We start from the raw sequence: 19172 nt of genomic DNA, 5'->3' as shown, positions 1-19172 counted from the left end.
GCAAGACTGATGAAAGGAGCACAGGCGGGCTCTGCCCCGAACTTCAGTGGAGATATCCGTGGACCCGACAGACACGCGCCCGTTGGAAGCTGCCAGTGAACCCCCGCGTACAGCGATCGGATGGCTGCGTCACCATGCCTCCGCACTGGTAGTCTTCTGTCTGTTTGTGGCAGGTCTGGTGATCCTGTTTCGCACGCTACACCAGATTGATGTTCATCAGGTTCGTCTTGAGCTGCGCTCCCTGTCATGGCGTCAAATTGGCCTCGCAGCACTTTGTACCGCTGGCGGCTATCTTGCGCTGATCGGGTATGACTGGTCCGCCCTGCGTTATATCAAGCGCCATCTGCCACTGCCTCTGATCGCGTTTACCTCGTTTATCGGTTATGCGCTGTCGAACACGATCGGAGTCAGCTGGTTGTCCGGCGGCGCCGTGCGTTACCGTATCTATTCGAAAGTCGGCTTGAGTGGTAAGCAGGTCGCGTTGATCACCGCTTTCTGTACCCTGGGATTTGGCATCGGCGAAGTACTGGTGGGCGGGACAGCGCTGGTTTTGCAGCCGGAGCTGTTTGCGCATTATGTCGGACTGGCTCCGGGCTGGGTGCGCTGGGGCGGGGGATTGTTGCTGTGCGTGTTCGTCATCACCCTGATTTTACGCAGCCAACATAAAGGCGTCCTGACTTGGCGTGGTCAGGCGTTCAGGTTGCCGGAAACTTCTATCCTGACGGGGCAGGTGGGGTTTTCTGTCCTCGATATCGGGCTTGCGGGCACGACGCTCTTTCTACTGTTGCCAGACAGTGCGCTTGGCCTCCCGGGATTTCTGGCCATTTTTGCAGTTGCTCTGGTCATCGGCGTGATAAGCCATGTTCCGGGCGGAGTGGGCGTTTTTGAAGCGGTTATGCTGAATGCCCTGGCCCCGTTCATGCCGCTTGAACAGGCGACGGCTGGATTATTCGCCTATCGAATCATCTATTACCTTGCGCCATTTCTATTGGGCATTTTACTGCTGATTCTGGGTGAAACCTTCCTGTTGTTTCGTCGACGGGCAGGGGGCTTATCCGGTGCCCTCGGCGAAACAGCACGGATCACAAAAGGCGTGATTTCGGTTGCCGCTCCTTTTGCCCTCAGCGGGATCACTTTTATCGCCGGCGCTCTGCTGTTACTCGGCAGTTCTATTCCAGCCTCGCCGCTAACCCTGAAACTTCTGGAGGATCTGTTCCCCCTGGGTGTCGTCGAATTATCCCACGGCTTTGGCGGTCTGTTGGGGGCGATGTTGATCGTCGTTTCCTATGGTTTATGGCAGCGCATACGTATCGCGCTGTGGCTGGCGGCCGGTTTGCTTTCCGTCGGCGCCCTGATCTCGTTAATCCAAACCCTGGACTATGATCGGGCGGTTATCATGATCCTGGGGTTGGCTTTGATCTTTGTCTCACGTGATCAGTTTTTCCGTCGCTCCCGTCTGGTATCCGAATTAAATGATCTCCGCTGGCTGCTACTGACCCTTGCTGCCATGGGCTGCTTTGCTGGCCTGCTGTTATTTTCTTTTAAGCAGACAGCTTATCAGCATGAGTTGTGGTGGCAGTTTGCCATTACCGAGCAGGCACCCAGGGGAATGCGTACGGCGGTGATTGCCGCCACAACCTTCACGTTGATTTTTCTGTTTGTTGCTATCCGGGCACCTCGCTACCGGCCTTTGCCGCCCTCTGAGGCCGATCTGGAAAAAGCGCTCAGTGTTATTAACGCTCAGGATAACCCTGACGCAAATTTTGCCCTCACCCGGGATAAGGCTTTGTTGTTCTCCGAAAACAGTGACGCCTTTGTCATGTTCGGCGTACATGGAAAAAATTGGGTCTCAATGGGCGACCCTGTTGGTAGAGATGAACAGGATGTTGTTGATCTGATTTGGGATTTCAAGGCCCAGGCGTCACGAGATCAGGGCCATGCGACTTTCTATCAGGTCCATAAAGCGAATATCCATCATTATATCGATGCCAATTTCACGCTGTTAAAGCTGGGGGAGGAGGCGCTGGTTGAACTGCCCGCTTTTTCGCTCGAGGGGAGCCGCAGGGCAAAGCTGCGCCAGGCCGATAATCGCGCGAAAAGGGCGGGTTTGAGCTTTGAGCTGTTATCGCCACCCTATACAGAAGCGCTGCTGGATGAGTTACAGGCGATTTCAGATGAGTGGCTTATCGATAAGGGGGTACGCGAAAAAGGTTTTTCGCTGGGATTCTTCGATAGAGCCTATCTTAACCGTTGCTTCCTGGCTGTCGTGCGCGAAAATGGCCAACTCAGTGCCTTTGCCAACGTCCTTGTTACCGCCACTCACCATACCGCGACCATTGATTTGATGCGCCATCGAAACAGCGCGGATAGCAGTACCATGGATTACCTGTTTATCGAGCTTATGCTGGCGTTAAAAGCGCAAGGGTACGAGTGGTTCAGTCTGGGCATGGCGCCACTTTCCGGTTTGATGGAAAGAGCATCCGCACCGCTATGGGACCGCTTTGGCGCGCTTATTTACAAACGTGGTAAACGTTTCTACAACTTCGAAGGGCTGAGGCGGTTCAAGGAAAAATTTGACCCGGTGTGGGAGCCGAGATACCTCGCGATAGACCGTCGAGGCGTGAGTCCCTATCTGGCTTTCGCGGACATCGGTGCGCTGACAAGCGGGGGATTCTCGGGCATGTTTAGGAGGTAGCGCGTTTAACCGCAGAATAGGCGGAAAACGCTATCTCGAACTCAGAGTCGATGTTTCTTTTACCGGCATTGAAGCCATACAGTCCATCCTTTCGCTCCGTTATTTCTGGCCGCGCCAGCCCGGTTAATGGCTATTTACCAGCCAGAACTACTACTAAAGACCCTGCCCAAACCTGCCAAGGTGCAATCCAAGGAGCGCGTGAGATCGGCCATTATGATTGCCAAGATTGTGTTCTCGTGTGTACCCAACCTCGAAACACCTGCCGTCTTATAACAAAAATGGGTGATAAATCATGGCTAAGCGACGTTCTATTCCTGCACTGACACTGTCTGCGCTGTTTGCGCTGGGTGGTACTTCTCTGGCGATGGCCCACGGTGACGTAACACCTCAGGGTGTGAATACCGAGGGGCTGCCGGCTCTGGGTGAAGAGTGGCCCGATACCAACCCTTATCGCGATACTGACGCTTTTGAGCGCGCTGTCGAGATCGGTTCATCAGCCTATAACCAGAACTGTGCACGTTGTCATGGCCTGGAGGCTATCTCCGGTGGTATCGCGCCAGACCTGCGCCTGCTCGCGCCGGACTTCGACGGCGACGACTGGTACAAATACCGTGTCATTAACGGTGCAGTCCGAGATGGCAAGGTCTACATGCCCAAGATGGCCGATTACCTGAGTCAGGAAGCACTCTGGGCGATCAAGAGCTACCTGGACGTGCGGCATGATGAAATGCAGTAAGCTCTCCAGTTTTGTGGCCTCCTGGCTCCTGCCTGCCTGCCTTCTGGCAGGCAGCGAGCAGGCCCAGGCCCGAATCTATGATGACGTGGTCGACTCGGGTTTTGTCCGCATCGGGGTTTACCGGGATTTCCCACCTTATTCCTTCGAGCGGGACGGTGAACCAGCAGGTATCGACGTAGATCTGGGTAAAGAGATCGCCGATGAACTCGGTGTCGAGATGCGCCTGCACTGGATGACGCCTGATGAAACCCTGGACGACGATCTGCGCAATAACGTCTGGAAAGGGCATTACCTGGATAAAGACGAGAATAATCCGCTGGCGATGAAAAACGTTGCTGACGTCATGATGCGGGTTCCTTACGACCGAGATTACGCCTACAAGCGCGATTCGATGGGACTGATCATCAATGACCTTGTAGTGATGATGTCTCCCTATCATCAGGAGCGTTGGCAACTGACCTACGACAGCGAAAAGCTTGATTCCGTTCGCACGCTGGCGAAATTCCAGTACCACCCCATCGGTGTGGAAGTGGACAGCCTGCCGGCTTTTTACCTGACCTCCGCAATGCAGGGGAGGATGCGCGATAAAACCCATCATTACACCAATCCCCGGGTTGCCTTTAAGGCAATGAAAGAGGGCGAAGTGTCGGCTGTGATGGGCATGAGAAGCGAAATCGACTGGCTCCTGAAGCGTGAAAACAGCTCCCGATACCGTCTGGCGGAAAACGGCTTTCCGGCCATGGGAAAGCAGGTCTGGGATATAGGTATTGCCGTCGGTGAGGCAGATCGAGACCTGGGTTACGCGGTGGAGAGCCTGTTCGACCGCATGATCCGTGATGGCAGTATGGAAGAGCTGTTCGCCCAATACGGTGTGACTTACGAAAGCCCGAGTTTGTACATTACCACTCCCTGACGACCCTCGTCGTTGTTGTTCTTGTCGTTTATTTGCGGCGCCCGGCTGGTCCGGGCTTTTTTATGTACGACCAAATGCCCTCCAGCTACCGCCTAAACAGGGTCGAAAGTAGTATGGGGCGGCACAGTAGATCGGATTAGCGTGGAAGGTCATTAATAAGACCAATAAGAGCTACACCCCATGCCCACACTGTTCCGTATCCTTATTCTCGTCGTCCTCTATTTTCCCGCCGTGCTTTACGCCGATGAGGCGCTCCCACGTGTGAAAGTGGGCATGTTGCAGTTCGGCACCGCCCACTGGGAGCTGGCGCATATCCAGAACGCAGGTATCGATCGGAAACATGGATACCGCCTGGAACTGATGCCGCTGGCCAACAGCTCGGCAGGACGACTCGCGTTGACGGCCGGTAATGTGGACTGGATTGTCGCCGACTGGGTCTGGGCCGCGGAGCGGACGCTGCAGGGCGCTCCGCTCAGGTTTATTCCGTTCTCCAGCCGGATAGGCGAGATGATGGTGCCAACAGGGAGCGATATTGCAGGACTTGAGGACCTGAAAGGCAAACGGATCGGTGTAGCCGGTGGGCCCCAGGGCAAAAGCTGGAAGTTGCTGCAGGCCGCTGCGGCGACGCTGGGTATAGACCTCTCTTCCCAGGCTGAGATCAGTTATGGTGCGCCACCTCTGCTGAACAGGGAGCTACAGGCAGGACGGCTGGATGCACTGCTCACTTTCTGGCATTTCGCCGCCCGCCTCGAGGCGACTGGCGACTTTAAACCCGCGATCAGCGCAGCCGCTATCAGCGAGATGCTTGGACTCGACGCCCGGCTGCCGATGCTGGGCTATCTTGCCAACCGGTCTTGGATAACTGAAAACCTGCAGCTTGCAGATGCATTTGCCCGCTCCATCTCCGAGGCAAAGCAGGATCTTCGTGAGGATCAGCCCTGGGAGCCGATCCGACCGTTGATGCGTGCCGATGTCGACGCTGTGTTCAACGCGCTGAAGCAGAACTACCGTCTTGGCGAGCCGGAGCCAGGGATCAGTGAGTCGATGCAGGAGTCGGCCAAACGTGCCTGGCCGCTGCTCAGAAGTCAGGAGCAGGCGTTGCCTGTCGACCTGTTCAGCGGTGTGGCTGGCTGATGAACAGTCGCCTGCGTGACTACCTGCTGGTGACCGGCACCTTGCTGCTGCTCTGGCAGCTTGTTGCCACACTGATCGCAGATCCGCTGCTACCGGGGCCGCTGGCGGTGATGCACAGCATACTCGATGAATGGCAGAGCGGTGCGCTGCAGCACCATCTGCTCGTCACGCTCAGTCGCGTGGCTATCGCCTTTGCTGTTGCCATGGTGCTTGGCACTCTGCTTGGCTGGGTGATGGGGCGATCCCTCCTTGCCAACCGGTTGCTCGACCCGCTGCTGGTGTTGATGCTGAATCTCCCGGCACTGGTCGTGATCATTCTGCTGTATGTCTGGATGGGGCTGGTGGAGGCCGCCGCGGTTTTGGCGGTCATCATCAACAAGGTGCCGAACGTGGCGGCAACGCTTCGCGAGGGGGCTCGCAGTCTCGATCCGGAGCTGGAAGAGATGGCCGAGCTTTGCCGCTTCAGTCGATGGCAGAAGGTGAAAGACCTCTGGTTGCCGCAACTCTTTCCCTACCTGATGGCGTCGATGCGCACAGGGCTGGCGCTGATCTGGAAAATCGTGCTGGTTGTCGAGCTGCTGGGTCGCTCGGATGGTATCGGATTCCAGCTGCACCTGGCGTTTCAGTTGTTTGATGTGACGACGATCCTGGCATACAGCTTCAGCTTTATCGCTGTTGTTCAGCTGATCGAGTGGGGCCTGTTGCAGCCGGTGGAGCGGCGTGCCCGGCGTTGGCAGGGGGGGCTTCAAAATGCTTGAAATTGCACTGGAACGCAAAAGCTACGACGCGACGCTACTGTGCGATATCCATCTGACTATCTCGCCGGGCGACCGCCTGGCCCTGGTTGGCCCCTCCGGCTCTGGTAAGACAACGCTGCTGAATATCATTGGCGGGCTGGATAGGGCGTTTAGCGGCCAGCGTCGGCTCGCGGATCCCGAGCCCGGCATCGCCTACATGTTTCAGGAACCGCGTCTGTTGCCCTGGCGCACGGTGATGGAAAACCTGCGATTGGTCTGTGCCGATCGCTCCCTTGTCCTGGATCTGCTTGATGAGGTGGGGCTGCTCGATGCAGCCAACCGCTATCCCCGTGAACTCTCGTTGGGTATGGCCCGCCGTGTAGCCCTGGCCCGGGCGCTGGCACTGGAGCCGGACCTGTTGCTGCTGGATGAACCTCTGGTTTCCCTGGACCCGGCCACGGCGGAGCGGATGCTCGGCCTGGTACATCGGCTGCTAGAGCGGCGACCGCGCATGGCGCTGGTGATGGTCTCTCACGATCTAGCTGATGCAGCGCGTATCGGTGCCCGGGTCCATCAAATTGACCCCCAATCGGGGCAGGTATTACTACCAAGTGAGGAGAAAAGTGCTTCGGCTGGTCAATTGTTGGTTTAACAGCCGCCAACAAAAATAGATTCAGAATCGGGACGAAATCCCGGTTGTACGGGAAACACCCGAATCCAATAAGAATTATTCCGCAAGGAGAAGACAATGAAACGAATCGGGCTCAGTACAGGCTTTGCAGTTACTGCCCTGGTTGCAGCGATGTCTACGGCCAGCGTTGCACAGGCCGGTGTAACCGACGAAGATATTTTGAACGACCAGATGACCACGGAAGATGTGGTTACCAACGGACTGGGTGTTCAGGGGCAGCGCTTCAGCCCTCTGACCAAACTGAATTCCGATAACGTCCAGGAGCTGCGCCCGGTATGGTCCTTCTCCTTCGGTGGTGAAAAACAGCGTGGCCAGGAATCTCAGCCGCTGGTCAAGGATGGCGTCATGTACGTCACCGGTTCCTATTCTCGGGTGTTCGCAGTCGATGTCAAAACCGGCGAAGAGCTCTGGGAATACAACGCGCGTCTGCCGGACGGCATCATGCCGTGCTGTGACGTCATCAACCGTGGTGTCGCGTTGTATGGCGACCTGGTGATCTTCGGTACCCTGGATGCCAAGCTGGTGGCACTGAACAAGGACACCGGTAAAACCGTCTGGAAGAAAACCGTCGCTGACTATCAGGAAGGTTACTCCCTGACCGCTGCACCGATGATTATCAAGGGCAAGGTCATCACCGGTGTATCCGGTGGTGAGTTTGGTGTGGTCGGTAAGGTAGAAGCCTACGATGCCACCACCGGTGATCTCGTCTGGACCCGTCCGACCGTCGAGGGTCACATGGGTTACATCTACAAAGATGGCGAGAAGGTCGAAAATGGCATTTCCGGCGCTGCTCCAGGTGAAACCTGGCCGGGCGACCTCTGGAAAACCGGCGGCGCAGCCACCTGGCTGGGCGGCTACTACGATCCGGACACCGACAGCATCCTGATCGGTACCGGTAACCCGGCTCCCTGGAACTCCCACATGCGTCCGGGTGACAACTTGTTCTCCTCTTCACGTCTTGCCATCGATCCCAATGACGGCAGTATCAAATGGCACTTCCAGTCCACTCCGCACGACGGTTGGGACTTTGACGGTGTCAACGAGCTGATCTCCTTCGATTACGAAGAGGGCGGCAAGACAGTCAAGGCAGCGGCCACTGCTGACCGTAACGGCTTCTTCTACGTACTGAACCGCGAAAACGGCGATTTCATCCGCGGCTTCCCGTTTGTCGACAAGATCACCTGGGCTGAAGGCCTGGATGATAAGGGTCGTCCGATCCTGATTGACAGCGGTCGTCCGGGTAACCCGTCAGGCGAAGAGAAGGGCGAAGTGGTGAAATCAGCACCGTCCTTCCTCGGCGGCAAAAACTGGATGCCGATGGCCTACAGTCAGGACACCGGTTACTTCTATGTGCCTTCCAACGAATGGCAGATGGATATCTGGAACGAACCGGTCAACTACAAGAAAGGTGCAGCTTACCTCGGTGCAGGCTTTACCATTGAGCCGATCAACGAAGATTACATCGGTGTGCTGCGCGCCATCGATCCGAAAACCGGCAAAGAAGCCTGGCGCTATGAGAACTACGCTCCGCTCTGGGGTGGGGTTCTGGCCACTGCGGGTAACCTGGTCTTCACCGGTAACCCGGAAGGCTACCTTATGGCGTTTGACGCGAAATCAGGCGAGATGTTGTACAAGTTCAACACCGGTTCCGGCATCGTCGGCTCCCCGATCACCTGGGAAATGGACGGCGAACAGTACGTCTCCGTTGTCTCCGGCTGGGGTGGTGCGGTACCGCTCTGGGGTGGCAAGGTGGCCCAGCGCGTCAAACACCTGAACCAGGGTGGATCCGTCTGGACCTTCAAACTGCCGGCCAGCGCCGAGATGGCCAGCCGTTAATCTGACAACCTGTTAGCAAAAAAGGGCCTGAGGGCCCTTTTTCATTATTGGTTGTGACCGATTTACCGTGCCGGTGGCGATCCTCTCTGAACGGGGTTGCAGCTGTTTCGCGCGGTATCAGTAACCGGGTTCGCTGTGGCGGTAATCGTCTTACTGAACCTGTTTTCCCCTTCCCCTAATTGTCGCGTCAGTAATCGGCGCGGTTGCGGCGGTCGTCGAACTCCGGAGCGATATTGTCAGCAGTGATGCTGGCATCAGCGCGTACCCGGCGGCGCTCAAGGTCGTCACTGCTGATCAGGGCGATGTCACTGGCGCTATAGCTCCGTGTGCCTCGTCGCGTGTTTTCCTGGATCACAGTGCCTGTTTCGGTCTCGGAAAGGGCCTCCTCATATTTGAGCGAGGATGGCAGGTTTACACCGATGTAAAAGATCAGCGCACTGGCGACGATAATGCCTTCTACTGCATACCAGTGTCCGCGAAACGTCATTGTATTCATAGCGGCTCTCCAAAGGCTAACTAAGAAGTCTCACCTCAAAGGCTAGTCCGGCTGTGGGCGCTCGCTATCCCCTCGATAGGGGGGGAGGTTCTTTATCCTGCCAGTCCCTTATCCAGGGCAACCCGGGTAGCTTCAACGCGGGAGGTCACTTTCAGCTTCTTGTAGATCGCTTTGACGTGGTCGCAGGCGGTATGTGGGGAGATATCCAGGTCGCGCGCAATCTGCTTGCGGGAGGCGCCCTGGGCTATCAGTTTCAACACCTCCTGCTCCCGTGCCGTAAGCACTGTATCGAGCTGGTTGTGCGGTTGCGGCGGTTCACTGAAATGGGAAATGATGCGGGTTGCCATCGAGGGGGATAGCGGCGGCTGGCCGAGGAGTATCCCCTTAAGGTGCTCTGCCAGCAGCTGTGGAGGTTCGGACTTGAGCAGATAGCCGTTGGCACCGGCGCGGAGCGAATCGAACAGGCTGTCATCGTCATCGGACACCGTTGCAATTACACAGTGCGCGTTGGGCTGCTCTTTATGAAGACGCTGCAGGATCTCAAGGCCGGACCCGTCCGGCAGATTGAGATCGATAACGGCCAGGTCGAAAGCCTGTCGATCCAGCAGGGCGTTGGCGGTTTTGATACTGGTCGCCAGGTGAATATCGAGATTGCCAAACGCCAGTTTAATGGCCGTCTCCATCAGGATGGACCATTCCACATAGTCCTCAAGCAATAGGGCGCGGTTCATTGTTATTCCCTGTGTCTGTGTTCCGGGTTGGACTCTGTGCCGGAACAGGAGCGAAACCGAGTGTAAAACAGCTGCCTTTTTCAAGCTCCGAGCGCACATTGATCGTAGCGCCTGCGCTTTGGAGAAGCTTCTTTGCGCTGTACAGGCCGATGCCGTAACCACTGGTGTTCACACTGGAGTGCACACGCTGGTGCTTGTCGAACAACCGGTCGAGCTGCTCCGGGTCGATACCTATGCCGTGGTCCTCGACCTCGACCAGATCTCTGCCGTTGTCTGACAGGGAACGTACCTCGATAGACGGAACACGCTCGGCGGGGGTGTACTTGATCGCGTTGCTGATCAGGTTGACCAGTACCTGGTGCAGGGCAAACTCGTTGAAATATAGATGTCTGACCTTGCAGTCGATGGAGATCTTCGCCTTTTTCTCCTCGATAAGCGGGGTCAGGTGGACACGGACGTTGTATAACACCTCTTCCAGATCGACTGGCTTGAGCGTTTCCAGCTCGTGCGAGGCGCGGGAAAAATTCAGCAGCTCACGAATGATTTTCATCGCATCGTCGGAAGAGCGGCGAATACGCTCGACATATTCACTGTGTTTATGTTCTCCCTCCGGCTCCTCCTGCAACATGGCCGCATAGGCGCTGATCACCGACAGCGGGTTACGCAGATCATGGGCGACCAGCTGATCGTATGTGCGCAGGCTTTCATTGGCGGCTTCCAGCTGGGAGTTGCTGTGTTTCAGCTTCTCCTCTTTGAGACGCACGGTATTTAACACGTGGTTGTAGGCCATGCCGACGATCCCAAGCTCGGTAAACTGATCCGTAGGGGCGGGGCGGTTAATATTGCCGGTGTCGGACTGGTACTGCATGAACGCGATCAGTTCATAAAGCTCCGAGGAGGCCCGGTGTTCGCTGATATTGAGGCCGACACTCTCGTCCTGGGGTGACACGCGGAACGGGTAATAGGTGTTGATCAGCCGGAACAGCAGGTAGGCTGAGCCGAAGGCCCAGAGACCGGTTATACCGATCCCCGCGAGCTGTACGACAATCTGCTCAAGCCGGCCAAGACCGGAACCGATGATATCCAGATCGCAGAAGATGCCGGCGGCAAGTGTCCCCCAGATACCGGCGCCCAGATGCACGGGTACCGCGCCGACTGCATCGTCCAATCGATATCTGAGCAGCAGTTTGGCGGTGACCAGCACACTGACGGCCGATCCGGCCCCGATCAGTACGGCGGACAGGGAGGTGACACAGTCGGCGGAGGCGGTGATGCCGACCAGGCCACCAAGCGCGCCATTGAACAGATCTTCCGGTGCTGGTGCCTCGCCCCGACGGTGGATCAGTATCAGGGTGAATACCAGCGACGCGGAACCGGCAATCAGAGTGTTGCTCAGTATGATGCCGATATCGGAGCTGAAGTTATAGGCGCTGCCACCGTTGAAGCCCATCCAGCCGAACCACAGAATCAGCACGCCCAGGGCCGACAGGGTCAGATTGCTGCCCTGAATCGTATGCGGGTTGCCTTCCCGGTCGAAACGACCGATTCGCGAGCCGATGATCATAACCAGTGCCAGCGCGATCCAGCCGCCGGTGGAGTGCACGACGGTGGAGCCGGCAAAGTCATAGAAGCCCATTTCGAGCAGAAACCCTTGCCCATTGTCTATCAGGCTGCCGCCCCAGCTCAGATTGACGGCCACCGGGTAGATCAGGCCGGCGATAATCGCCACAAGGATCGGGTACATAATGAACCTGAGGCGCTCTGCAGCAGCGCCGGACACGATGGTGCAGCAGGTACTGCAGAATACCGCCTGAAACACGAAAAAGGCGTTCAGCGTGTTTTCTGTGGAGTGAAACAGGTAGTAGTTGTCTTCACCGAGCGGGGCGCTAAATGGCACGCCGAACGCGATGGAGAAGCCGATCAGCCAGAACAGGAAGATCGAGGTGGCGTTATCGCAGATGTTCTTCAGCGCCACGTTGATGTTGTTCTTGGAACGGGTCATCCCGGATTCCAGGCAAAGGAATCCGGCCTGCATGATCCAGACGAGGCAGGCGCAGAGCAAGACCCAGAATACGTCTATATCATTGAGCGTCATGTCACTGTCCCTGAGCATTTCACCCGGCATCCGGCGTGGGCGGTGAAACAAAGTCTAGACGTCGATTTGTCGATAGACGTAAGGATAATGCGTATTTATTTTTAAGCACTGGCCATAAGTATGAGCCCGATTCATACGGGTAAAGCTCATCGTCACAGCGCTGGGCAGGGCAGTAGAGGGGCGCCAGGCATGAAAAAGGGCCAGTGACCCGCAAGCCTCTGCAGGCTCCAGGTCACTGGCCCTTGCTGTTCCAGCGGAGCTGGTTACTTGGGCAGCTCGGCGTCGATACCTTCGACGTACCAGTTCATTTTTTCAAGCTCTTCCCAGCTAAGTACTTCGCCTTCCGCGACTATCACCTCGCCGGCCTGGTTGGTCACCGGGCCTGCAAACGGATGGATGCTGCCATCCTGGATACCCGCGGTCAGACGCTTGGCTTCGGCAACCACGTCATCCGGGATAGAGTCGTTAAAACTCGGGATCACGATGGCGCCTTCAGTCATGCCCTCAACCATTGCCTTGCTTTCCCAGGTGCCGTCCATCACCTTCTGGGTCTGGGCGATGTAGTGGGGACCCCACTCGTCAACGACAGAAAGCAGGTGGGCATTGGGGCCGAAGCTGGACATGTCAGAAGCCTGGCCAACGGCGTATTTGCCACGGCGCTCGGCGGCCTGCATGGCGGCGGGGCTGTCGGTATGCTGCAGAATCACGTCCACGCCCTGGTCCATCATGGCGTTGGCGGCATCGGCTTCCTTACCCGGGTCGAACCAGCTGTTCACCCAGATGATCTTCAGCTCAGCGTCCGGGTTGTACTTGTTCAGGGCCAGCTGGACGGTATTGATATCGCGGATCACTTCCGGGATCGGGAAGGAGGCGATGTAACCGATCTTGTTGGTCTTGGTCATCTGCGAGGCCACATAGCCGGCCACGTAGCGGCCTTCATAGGTCTTGGAGATGTAGGTGCCAAGGTTGTCGGCCATCTTGTAACCGGTGGCGTGCTCGAACTTTACATTCGGGTAGCGCTTGGCGACCTTGACCGTGGGGTTCATGAAACCGAAAGAGGTGGTAAAGATCAGGTCATGGCCGCTCTGGGCCAGGTTACGGATAACACGCTCGGCATCGGCGCCTTCCGGCACGTTTTCAACAAAGGTGGTTTCGACCTTATCACCAAAATGCTCTTCAACGGCGAGGCGTCCCTGATCGTGCTGGTAGGACCAACCATGGTCACCGATCGGCCCGACGTAAACAAAGCCGACCTTCAGCGGGTCGGTGGTTGCAACCGCCTGGCCGGACATCAGGGCCGTACTCAGACCGATGCCGGCGGCCATGCCGGTGAGCAGTTTGTTGAATTGACGACGTTTCATGCAGTGTTCTCCTTGTGTTGTACCGTGCACCCGAGTCTGGTGCGATCTTATCAAGTTTCCGATTCGTTTAACTGATGCAAAAAGCTGACCATGTGTTCAGGTTTGTTGAATCGTCCAGACTGCGCCGGTTTTACACTGCCACCGCGGGTTTTTAATAGCCTGGTGCACCGTCAGAGGGCGTTGGCGGCCCTATCCTGGATCCTAGGACGCGTTTAGTCGTCACGGTCCGCCAGCGGCGTGGCGAAGGTGTAGGCCATATCCCAGGGGAAGCGGATCCAGGTATCCTGGCTGACCTCGGTGATAAAGGTATCAACCAGCGGCTTGCCGGCCGGTTTGGCGTACAACGTCGCAAAGTGTGCCTTGGGCAGCATTTCGCGCACATACTTGGCTGTTTTGCCGGTATCGACCAGGTCATCGATCAACAGCATCCCTTCACCATCGCCTTCCACCGCCTTCAGAACGTTCAGTTCACCCTGCTGGGCCTGGGTGCCGCTGGTATCGCTCTTGCCGTAACTGACAACGCAGATGGTGTCGATCAGACGGATATCCATCTCCCGCGCGAGAATGGCAGCCGGTACCAGGCCGCCGCGGGTGATGGCGATGATCCCTTTCCAGGGGCCCTTGTCGAGCAGGCGCAGAGAGAGGGCTCGGGCGTTGCGGTGCAGTTCGTCCCAGGATACGGGGAAATCCATATGGTATGGATTGGTCATCGTCTAGTCTCCTCAACTGAAAAAGGCGCAGATTTTAACTGTTCGGTCAGGTTTTGCCAGTCGCTGAGTCAACTAACCTTCGCCGCCAGGCGCGCTGCGGCAGCGCGGTGTTTCTCAAGCAGTGCCGGAATCTCTATATCCACCGGCTTGCCATCCCGAACCCGCCACTGGCCTGCCACCATCACCGCATCGGCCTGGTGGGCCCCGCACAGTAGCAGCGCGGCCAGCGGGTCATGGGCACCGCTGAAGCGTAGCTCATCCAGCGTGAACAGGGCGATGTCCGCCTGTTTGCTGGCTGCCAGTTCACCGATATCATCCCGGCCGAGCACGGCCGCGGACCCCTGGGTTCCCCAGCGCAGTGCATGCTGGTGATGCACTTGTGAAGAGCCGTAGCGCAGGCGCTGCAGATACATCGCCTGGCGTACCTCCTGAATCATGTTGGAACAGTCGTTGGAGGCGGAGCCGTCCACGGCGATACCCACCGGACAACCGGCGGCTTCCAGCGCCTGCACCTGGCAGATGCCGGAAGCGAGCATCATGTTGGAGTTTGGACAGTGGGCGATACCGACACCGGCTGCACCCAGGCGCTCGATCTCGTCGGCGTTGAAGTGGATGCCGTGGGCGAGCCAGCTGCGTTCGTTGAGCCAGCCGACACTTTCCAGGTAGTCCACGGTGCGCAGACCAAATTGCTGCTGACAGAACGCCTCCTCGTCCAGGGTTTCGGCCAGGTGAGTGTGGGTCCGCACGTTATATTTTTGCGCCAGGGTGGCGGTGTCCCGCATCAGCCCGGTGGTAACCGAGAACGGCGAGCAGGGCGCCAGTGCAATCTGCACCATCGCGCCTTCAGCGGCGTCGTGGTATCGCTGAATCAGACGTTCGCTGTCGGCCAGAATGGTTTCTTCAGTCTGCACAACAGTACGGGGCGGCAGGCCACCCTGATCTTCGCCCAGACTCATGGAGCCACGGGTCAGGGTTACGCGCATCCCGATCTTGGCCGCAGCTTCAACCTGTAAGTCCACCGCCTCCTCAAGGGCGGACGGGAACAGGTAGTGATGGTCGGCGGCGGTGGTGCAACCGGACATCAGCAGCTCGGTTAAGGCAAGCTCCGTCGCTGCACTTAGCATATCCGGCTCCAGCCCGGCCCAGACCGGGTAAAGCGTCTTCAGCCAGGGAAACAGTTCCTTGTTGAGCGCGGCGGGCAGTGCCCGGGTCAGGGTCTGGTAGAAGTGGTGATGGGTGTTGATCAGTCCCGGGATGACCACGTGCTTTGATGCATCGAAACGTTCATCCCAGTCGACCGACGGGGTTTGTCCGCGAGCCACCAGCTCCAGGATCCTGGTGCCCTCGATCACCAGACCGGCGCCGGCATCAGCGCCGTTGCCGGTGAAGATCCCCAGTGGGTTGGCGATCCAGATGCGTTTGTTGTTAGACATGGCAGCGATTCCTTAACTGGTGGCGTGAAACGGTTTGCCCAGTGACATCGGCGCCAGCAGACGCGCGCGTACCTGGTTGCGCGACAGAATCACCAGCACCAGGATCGTCGCCGCATAGGGCAGGGTAGCCAGCAGGTTCGAGGAGATCGAGAAGCCGAGTCCCTGGAACACCAGGTGCAGAATGCTGGCCAGGCCGAAGAGCCAGGCGCCAAGCAGGACACGCTCCACTTTCCAGCTGGCGAACACCACCAGTGCCAACGCGATCCAGCCGCGCCCGGCGCTCATGTTTTCGGCCCAGAGCGGTGTATAGGCGATCGACAGGTAACCGCCCGCCAGTCCCGCCATGGCGCCGCCGAACATCACCGCCAGGTAACGCGTACGCATCACCGGCAGGCCGATGGCGTTGGCCGCATGCGGGTTCTCGCCCACCGCCTTGACTACCAGGCCGGGGCGGGAGGAGCGGAAGAACCAGTACACCGCCGCGAACAGGAAAAACGACAGGTAAACTACCAGGTCCTGGGTAAACAGCATCTTGCCCAGCAAAGGAAGCTGGCTGAGCAGCGGCACCGCGATCGGCTCCAGGCCATCGATCGGTTTGCCGACAAAATCACTGCCGATAAACGCGGATAGCCCGGTACCGAAAATGGTCAGAGCAAGTCCGGTAGCCACCTGATTGGCGTTCAGACCCAGGGCGATAAAGCCGAACAGCAGCGACATGGCGATACCGGCGGCGATCGCCAGCAGGAAACCGAGCATCAGGCTGCCGCTCAACAGGGCCGCCACGAAACCGGCCACGGCGCCCATCAGCACCATCCCCTCCTGACCCAGGTTGAGTACGCCGCTCTTTTCGCAGACCAGCTCGCCCAGGGCGATCAGCAGCAGCGGGGTTCCGGTGCGCACCATGGCATACAGAATGTTGGAAAGCAGATCGATATCCATCAGTGGGCAGCCTCTTCTTTGACAGCCAGGGTTTCAACGGCCGGTTTGGCCAGCGCGGGAATACGGATGCGGAAGTTGATAAGCACATCGCAGGCAAGCAGGTAGAACAGCAGCATGCCCTGGAACAGGCCGGTCAATGCCACCGGCAGGCCCAGTGTGATCTGCGCCATTTCACCGCCCATGTAAATCAGTGCCATCAGCAGCGTGGCGAGCAGAATACCCACCGGGTGCAGGCGTCCGAGAAAAGCCACGATAATAGCCGCGTAGCCGTATCCGGGAGAGATGGAGGGCACCAGTTGCCCGAGGGGGCCGGCCACCTCGCCGACACCGGCAAGTCCCGCCAGTGCTCCGCTGATCAGCAGCGCGATCCAGACCAGGCGCTTTTCCCTGAATCCGGCCAGGCGTGCGGCACTGGCATCCAGCCCCAGTACCTTGATCTGGAAGCCGAGGAAAGAGCGGCTCAGCAGCACCCAGATCACCACCACCGCCAGCAGCGCGAATAGCATGCCGTAGTGGATGCGGGTGCCCTCGATCAGTGTCGGAATCAACGCCGAGTCGGAGAACATCGCCGATTCCGGGAAGTTAAACCCGTCCGGATCTTTCAGTGGTCCATGCACCGCCCAGATCAGCAGGTTCAGGGCGATATAGTTCAACATGATGGTGGTGAGGATCTCGTTGGCGTTGAACGCTGTTTTCAACCAGGCAGCCAGTGCCGCCCAGAGTGCGCCACCGGCCATACCGGCGATCAGTACCAGCGGCAGCACCCAGCCGCCTTCGGCATCGATCAGAGCGAGGGCAGCGGCACTGCCGATCAGGCCGCCCATCAGCAGCTGACCCTCGGCACCGATATTCCAGACCTTGGCCTTGAATACCACCGACAGCCCGATGGCACAGAGCAGGATAGGCGCGGCTTTGACGCAAAGCTCGGCGACACCGTAAACATCGGAGACCGGCAGAATAAGCAGGGTGTGCAGCGCTTCCAGTGGATCCTGACCAAGCAGGGCGAACAGAATCGCGCCGCTGATCAGTGTCAGTACGCCAGCCAGCACCGGTGACAGCCAGGCCATCAGTTTTGAGTGCTGGCCGCGGGGTTCGAGTTTGATCATCGTTGTTCCTCGGGCTCAATCAGGCGCTGATGGCGACATCATCGAATTCGCCCGCCATCCAGCGGCCGACTTCATTGATGGTCGTTTCAGGTGTGGGTTTGATGGGAGAGATACGGCCGTGGCAGATGGCGCCGATGCGATCGGAGATCTGGAACAGCTCGTCGATATCTTCAGAGACCACCAGGATCGCCGCGCCCTTGTCGCGCAGTTCGATCAACGCCTTGTGGATGGCGGTGGCGGCGCCGATATCGACCCCCCAGGTTGGGTGTGCAGCGATCAGCAGTTGCGGATTCTGCATGATCTCGCGCCCGATGATGAATTTCTGCAGGTTACCGCCGGAGAGGCTCTCCGCATGGGTTTCGGTGCCCGGCGTTTTCACCCGGTAGCGCTCGATAATCTCCCTGGCGAAGTTGCGGGTCTTGCTGTGGGAGATCATGCCGCGCTTAACCAGCCCGGTCAGAAAGCCGGTCAGCAGCGCGTTGTCCTTCAGGCTCATGTCCGGCACAGCGCCGCGTCCAAGACGCTCCTCCGGCACAAATGCCATACCGGCAGCGCGACGCTCTCGTGGTGACAGGTGCCCGATAGGGCCATGGGGGAAGTGGATCGCATCGTGGTTCTCCACCTGGTCCTCACCGCTCAGCGCTCCGAGCAGCTCCTCCTGACCGTTACCGGCCACGCCGGCGATACCGAGTATCTCGCCGGCGTGGACATCGAAACTGATGTGGTGCAGGTCGGTGCCGAACGGATCATCACTGACCCGGTTCAGGCCGCGCACCTGCAGGAACGGCTCTTTACCGAGGACCTTGGGGTAATCGGTGCTGATTGGCGTATCGTCGCCCACCATCATCCGCGCAATGCTCTGTGAACTTTCGTCCGCCGGCTTGCACTCGCCCGAAACACGTCCGCCGCGAAGAATCGTCGCGTTATGGCAGAGGGCGCGGACCTCATCGAGTTTGTGGCTGATAAACAGTATCGAACAGCCTTCCTCGGCAAGCTTGCGCAGGGTGATAAAGAGGGTTTCAACCTCCTGGGGTGTCAGCACGGAGGTGGGCTCATCAAGAATCAGCAGTTTGATCGGCTGAACCAGGCAGCGGACGATCTCCACCCGCTGACGTTCACCCACGGACAGGGTATGTACTTCACGATCCGGGTTCAGCGCCATGCCATATTTTTCCGACACTTCACGGATGCGTTTGGCCAGGGAAGGCAGGTCGCCGGCATCGTCGCCCAGTGCCAGAGCGATGTTTTCAGTGACCGTCAGCGTCTCAAACAGCGAGAAATGCTGAAACACCATGCCGATACCCAGTTTGCGTGCCTGGGCGGGATCCTTGATATCGATCGGCAGCCCGTCCCAGAGAACCTCACCCCGGTCGGCTTTGACCAGGCCGTAGATCACCTTCATCAGCGTACTTTTGCCGGCACCGTTTTCGCCAAGCAGGGCGTGAATCTCGGCAGCTTCTATATTGAGGTCAATGGAGTCGTTGGCGACGCAACCGGGGTAGATCTTGGTGATCCCGCGCAACGTCAGCCTCGGGGGCGTGATGTGTGGTTCGGCCATG

At 58.1% G+C, this 19172-nt stretch carries 16 protein-coding genes; 7 read left to right on the top strand and 9 right to left on the bottom strand.

Going from position 1 to position 19172, the window contains the following annotated elements:
* The first annotated feature begins 58 nt into the window (after positions 1-58).
* The 7 genes from mprF (at position 59) to ACQUQP_RS12070 (ending at position 8742) form a co-directional block, all read left to right on the top strand.
* Positions 59-2695, top strand: coding sequence for a bifunctional lysylphosphatidylglycerol flippase/synthetase MprF (mprF, locus tag ACQUQP_RS12100; protein WP_432695287.1), 2637 nt, complete (start codon positions 59-61; stop codon positions 2693-2695).
* 292 nt (positions 2696-2987) lie between these two features.
* The gene (gene pedF / locus ACQUQP_RS12095) at positions 2988-3431 is read left to right on the top strand and encodes a cytochrome c-550 PedF (protein ID WP_432695286.1); all 444 of its coding nucleotides are present in this window, start codon (positions 2988-2990) and stop codon (positions 3429-3431) included.
* Positions 3415-4344 (top strand): substrate-binding periplasmic protein, encoded by a 930-nt coding sequence (locus ACQUQP_RS12090; RefSeq protein ID WP_432695285.1) that lies wholly within the window; start codon positions 3415-3417, stop codon positions 4342-4344. Before pedF ends, ACQUQP_RS12090 begins: the two co-directional genes overlap by 17 nt.
* A gap of 180 nt (positions 4345-4524) precedes the next feature.
* A complete protein-coding gene (locus ACQUQP_RS12085; protein WP_432695284.1) occupies positions 4525-5478 on the top strand; it encodes an ABC transporter substrate-binding protein in 954 nt (317 codons plus the stop codon).
* Positions 5478-6236 (top strand): ABC transporter permease, encoded by a 759-nt coding sequence (locus ACQUQP_RS12080; protein ID WP_432695283.1) that lies wholly within the window; start codon positions 5478-5480, stop codon positions 6234-6236. Before ACQUQP_RS12085 ends, ACQUQP_RS12080 begins: the two co-directional genes overlap by 1 nt.
* Entirely contained in the window at positions 6229-6867 is a 639-nt protein-coding gene (locus tag ACQUQP_RS12075; RefSeq protein ID WP_432695282.1) for an ATP-binding cassette domain-containing protein, read from the top strand. The genes ACQUQP_RS12080 and ACQUQP_RS12075 overlap by 8 nt, the downstream gene beginning before the upstream one ends.
* A gap of 96 nt (positions 6868-6963) precedes the next feature.
* The gene (locus tag ACQUQP_RS12070) at positions 6964-8742 is read left to right on the top strand and encodes a PQQ-dependent methanol/ethanol family dehydrogenase (protein WP_432695281.1); all 1779 of its coding nucleotides are present in this window, start codon (positions 6964-6966) and stop codon (positions 8740-8742) included.
* A gap of 187 nt (positions 8743-8929) precedes the next feature.
* On the opposite strand, the gene ACQUQP_RS12065 is transcribed toward ACQUQP_RS12070, so the two are convergent.
* The 9 genes from ACQUQP_RS12065 to ACQUQP_RS12025 form a co-directional block, all read right to left on the bottom strand.
* A complete protein-coding gene (locus ACQUQP_RS12065; RefSeq protein WP_432695280.1) occupies positions 8930-9238 on the bottom strand; it encodes a hypothetical protein in 309 nt (102 codons plus the stop codon).
* Between the two features lie 92 nt (positions 9239-9330).
* Positions 9331-9969: a LuxR C-terminal-related transcriptional regulator gene (locus ACQUQP_RS12060; protein ID WP_432695279.1), complete on the bottom strand. Its 639-nt coding sequence runs from the start codon at positions 9967-9969 to the stop codon at positions 9331-9333.
* Complete coding sequence (gene amt / locus ACQUQP_RS12055; RefSeq protein ID WP_432695278.1) at positions 9947-12064, bottom strand: ammonium transporter; 2118 nt, start codon at positions 12062-12064, stop codon at positions 9947-9949. Before amt ends, ACQUQP_RS12060 begins: the two co-directional genes overlap by 23 nt.
* Before the next feature lie 263 nt (positions 12065-12327).
* Positions 12328-13425, bottom strand: coding sequence for a BMP family ABC transporter substrate-binding protein (locus tag ACQUQP_RS12050; protein ID WP_432695277.1), 1098 nt, complete (start codon positions 13423-13425; stop codon positions 12328-12330).
* A gap of 212 nt (positions 13426-13637) precedes the next feature.
* On the bottom strand, positions 13638-14135 hold the full coding sequence (gene gpt, locus ACQUQP_RS12045; protein ID WP_432695276.1) for a xanthine phosphoribosyltransferase: 498 nt from the start codon (positions 14133-14135) through the stop codon (positions 13638-13640).
* 68 nt (positions 14136-14203) lie between these two features.
* Positions 14204-15568, bottom strand: coding sequence for an 8-oxoguanine deaminase (locus ACQUQP_RS12040; RefSeq protein WP_432695275.1), 1365 nt, complete (start codon positions 15566-15568; stop codon positions 14204-14206).
* A 12-nt stretch (positions 15569-15580) separates the two neighbouring features.
* A complete protein-coding gene (locus tag ACQUQP_RS12035; RefSeq protein WP_432695274.1) occupies positions 15581-16507 on the bottom strand; it encodes an ABC transporter permease in 927 nt (308 codons plus the stop codon).
* Positions 16507-17613 carry an ABC transporter permease gene (locus ACQUQP_RS12030; protein WP_432695273.1) on the bottom strand — a complete coding sequence of 369 codons (1107 nt, stop codon included), beginning with the start codon at positions 17611-17613 and terminating at the stop codon, positions 16507-16509. The genes ACQUQP_RS12035 and ACQUQP_RS12030 overlap by 1 nt, the downstream gene beginning before the upstream one ends.
* 19 nt (positions 17614-17632) lie before the next feature.
* Complete coding sequence (locus ACQUQP_RS12025; RefSeq protein WP_432695272.1) at positions 17633-19171, bottom strand: ABC transporter ATP-binding protein; 1539 nt, start codon at positions 19169-19171, stop codon at positions 17633-17635.
* Position 19172 lies beyond the last annotated feature (1 nt).

Origin of the sequence: Marinobacterium sp. YM272 (genome assembly GCF_050908845.1) — a bacterium.
In the GTDB taxonomy this organism is placed as follows: domain Bacteria; phylum Pseudomonadota; class Gammaproteobacteria; order Pseudomonadales; family Balneatricaceae; genus Marinobacterium_D.
Note: the sequence above shows the minus strand (reverse complement) of the source record. Positions and strands in the feature narration are given on the sequence as shown.

Coding starts and splice junctions, on each gene's coding strand:
- ACQUQP_RS12085 (WP_432695284.1), top strand. CDS start 4,525: ATGCCCACACTGTTCCGTATCCTTATTCTCGTCGTCCTCTATTTTCCC.
- ACQUQP_RS12040 (WP_432695275.1), bottom strand. CDS start 15,568: ATGTCTAACAACAAACGCATCTGGATCGCCAACCCACTGGGGATCTTC.
- ACQUQP_RS12080 (WP_432695283.1), top strand. CDS start 5,478: ATGAACAGTCGCCTGCGTGACTACCTGCTGGTGACCGGCACCTTGCTG.
- ACQUQP_RS12035 (WP_432695274.1), bottom strand. CDS start 16,507: ATGGATATCGATCTGCTTTCCAACATTCTGTATGCCATGGTGCGCACC.
- ACQUQP_RS12030 (WP_432695273.1), bottom strand. CDS start 17,613: ATGATCAAACTCGAACCCCGCGGCCAGCACTCAAAACTGATGGCCTGG.
- ACQUQP_RS12060 (WP_432695279.1), bottom strand. CDS start 9,969: ATGAACCGCGCCCTATTGCTTGAGGACTATGTGGAATGGTCCATCCTG.
- ACQUQP_RS12075 (WP_432695282.1), top strand. CDS start 6,229: ATGCTTGAAATTGCACTGGAACGCAAAAGCTACGACGCGACGCTACTG.
- ACQUQP_RS12090 (WP_432695285.1), top strand. CDS start 3,415: ATGATGAAATGCAGTAAGCTCTCCAGTTTTGTGGCCTCCTGGCTCCTG.
- gpt (WP_432695276.1), bottom strand. CDS start 14,135: ATGACCAATCCATACCATATGGATTTCCCCGTATCCTGGGACGAACTG.
- amt (WP_432695278.1), bottom strand. CDS start 12,064: ATGACGCTCAATGATATAGACGTATTCTGGGTCTTGCTCTGCGCCTGC.
- ACQUQP_RS12070 (WP_432695281.1), top strand. CDS start 6,964: ATGAAACGAATCGGGCTCAGTACAGGCTTTGCAGTTACTGCCCTGGTT.
- ACQUQP_RS12050 (WP_432695277.1), bottom strand. CDS start 13,425: ATGAAACGTCGTCAATTCAACAAACTGCTCACCGGCATGGCCGCCGGC.
- ACQUQP_RS12025 (WP_432695272.1), bottom strand. CDS start 19,171: ATGGCCGAACCACACATCACGCCCCCGAGGCTGACGTTGCGCGGGATC.
- ACQUQP_RS12065 (WP_432695280.1), bottom strand. CDS start 9,238: ATGAATACAATGACGTTTCGCGGACACTGGTATGCAGTAGAAGGCATT.
- pedF (WP_432695286.1), top strand. CDS start 2,988: ATGGCTAAGCGACGTTCTATTCCTGCACTGACACTGTCTGCGCTGTTT.